We start from the raw sequence: 2549 nt of genomic DNA on the forward strand, positions 1-2549 counted from the left end.
CTTGCGGATCAGAGTCTTACAAAAGATGGCATTCATATTATCATTGGAATTAATTGCCCTAACACAATACAGTTAAAATTACGAGAAATGGTTATGAAGGAAGCTGAAGAGTATTTCGCAGAACTACCTTTGATTAACTCGCTTGATGCTGTCTTTGATGAAGGATTAAGCAAAGGTAGCACAAATGCGCAATTATACGGTAGCAGAAAGCCCGGCAACGAAGCTTACAATTTGACAAGGCACTATAATATTTCCGTTGATCCTGCAGATAATGGGCTATGTATGAATGATCTGCCAACAGCAATGACAAAAGAATTATTCTTGGATTTGTGTGTTAGAAACAAAAGCAATCGCGTTGACTTTGAATTTACAGACCTGGCTAAAAAATTATTAAATGTTGTTCTAGGCACAAGCGAAGAACCTCAATGCGCAATTGATTTAACAGCCTGTGATACTGATATTCAAAAGTTACTAGTTGTAATTGGTTCTACAAGATGTGAAGCAGGAACTAATGCCAAATGGACCGCTGTTGGCCAAGCAATTAAAAATGAACTGAAAGATGAAGGATTGAGTGATTTTGTTAATTGGACAAATACATACGGAACAGCTGATAAAAAGAAGGACGCAATTGTTCATTATCAGAAGTATATTAAATATACAGCAAAAGCAGACAAGGCACGCTTATCAATTGGGTCACTACATTATTGGGCAAGACTAGACAACCCATCTGGTTATAGAATGGCATTTCCTATTGTTAAAAAAGATGCTGTCGCTGCGCCTGCGCCTGATATGATTGAGAAATTTAATATTATTCACTCTGTGTTTGCTACGGGAAGTGAATATAAAATGGCACACGTGTTTAATCAATTATATCCCGGGTTATATAAATGTGTTGACAAGCAGAGAAGGGAATATTATTGCTTCAATGATAAAAATAAATTATGGGAATTTGATGTTGGTGGGACACCTATACGAAACCTTTTATCAATCGAGTTTTATGATTTGGCGCAAAAATATTACACATCGAAACAAGAAGAATTAGCAGCGCTTGATCCAAATGACCCAAATGCTGATAATCTTAAGAAGCTTATAAAGATTATTAATGACACGTCTGTCAAGCTACTTCGAACAAATGATAAGAATAATATATTAACTGAATTTAGTGATATGTGTAAGGATACTAAGTTCCCATCTACATTAAACAGAAGCGAGTATATTCTTCCCACAAATGATGGCAATGTATTAGATATGCAAACGCTAGCATTAACAAAAAGAACAATTGAGCACAAGTTTTCCTTCGAGTGTAATGCCAAATTGATTCCTTATGATGAGAATGATGACAAGTTCAAAAAGGTAGATACATATTTCAATGATCTATTCTGTGGCAATAAAGAAACTATATCTTGTGTTATCAATATTCTTAAAAGCGTATTTATTGGGAAACCATTGCGCTACATCTATATTTGTATTGGTTCAGGTTCAAATGGTAAATCACTCTTGTTTAAAATATTGAACAAGATTTTTGGGAAATTTATGGACGTAATTTCTGAGAGTGTTATTATTGAACAAAAGGGAAATAAATCTGCCTTGAACACTGAAGTAGAGAAATTAGATAAATGTCGCGTAGGTTATGTAACTGAATTGAAGGAAACTGATGTATTTAATGAAAAGATAATCAAACAAATATCAGGTGGTGATGAAATCAATTTGCGAACATTACATACAAAAGATCAGACTATTACGCCAACCTGTAACTTATTTGTTCTGACAAATGAAATGCCAAAATTTAATGGAGAAGCTGCTGCTATGTTAAACAGATTAATTACAATTCCGTTTAAGGCCAAGTTTCCTGTGAAGAGTGAATTTGAAAGGGAAATGTTAGATATAAGTGATTACATATTCACCTACATAATGTGTAGAGGAGTTATTAGTGATAAATTTATATTATCTGAGGAAATGATTGAAGATAAAAATACACACGCAGAGAATAATACTGATACAACATTTGCTGATTATTTCAATTCTAGATTGGTTGATTGTGTGAATGATAAAAAGGAGAATAAATTGCTGTTGGTAAATAGACTTCGAATTGCCTTTGAAAATTACTGTAAAAGCAATAATCTTATAAATACAGTATCAGAACGTAAATTTGGTTCAAAATTGAGAGAATTAGGTTATATTATTAAAAAATCAGATAGTAAGGTTATGCTATATGGTAAGAAATTTGTTGAAGAATGTGAGGATTTAGACGATGAGTAATAGTAAAAGTCCGCACAATGAGCAGCACAATCAGCGGCTAATATGCTGAAATTGTGGCCAAATATGCTGATAAGTGGTGTGGGATAAATTAAACCACTGTAGTTTTATTTATCCCTATTTCATCTATTCTGTTATATCCTTACCATATATGCTCTTATTATATATATATTATACTCTTTTTTTAATAATAATAATAGAAACAGTGGTTAAGTGGCCTAATATTGAGTATTTTCTTGTGGCTATAGAAAATAAATATTTTTTAAAAAAATTTTAGAAATTTATAAATAAAA

1 protein-coding gene is annotated in these 2549 nt (G+C 32.4%); it reads left to right on the forward strand.

The window, feature by feature from the left end:
* The coding region (locus ACOYLT_RS11525; protein WP_422853988.1) for a DUF5906 domain-containing protein at positions 1-2259 on the forward strand (2259 nt) is incomplete at its 5' end.
* Positions 2260-2549 lie beyond the last annotated feature (290 nt).

Source organism: Flavobacterium sp. (assembly GCF_049318185.1).
In the GTDB taxonomy this organism is placed as follows: Bacteria; Bacteroidota; Bacteroidia; order Flavobacteriales; family Flavobacteriaceae; genus Flavobacterium.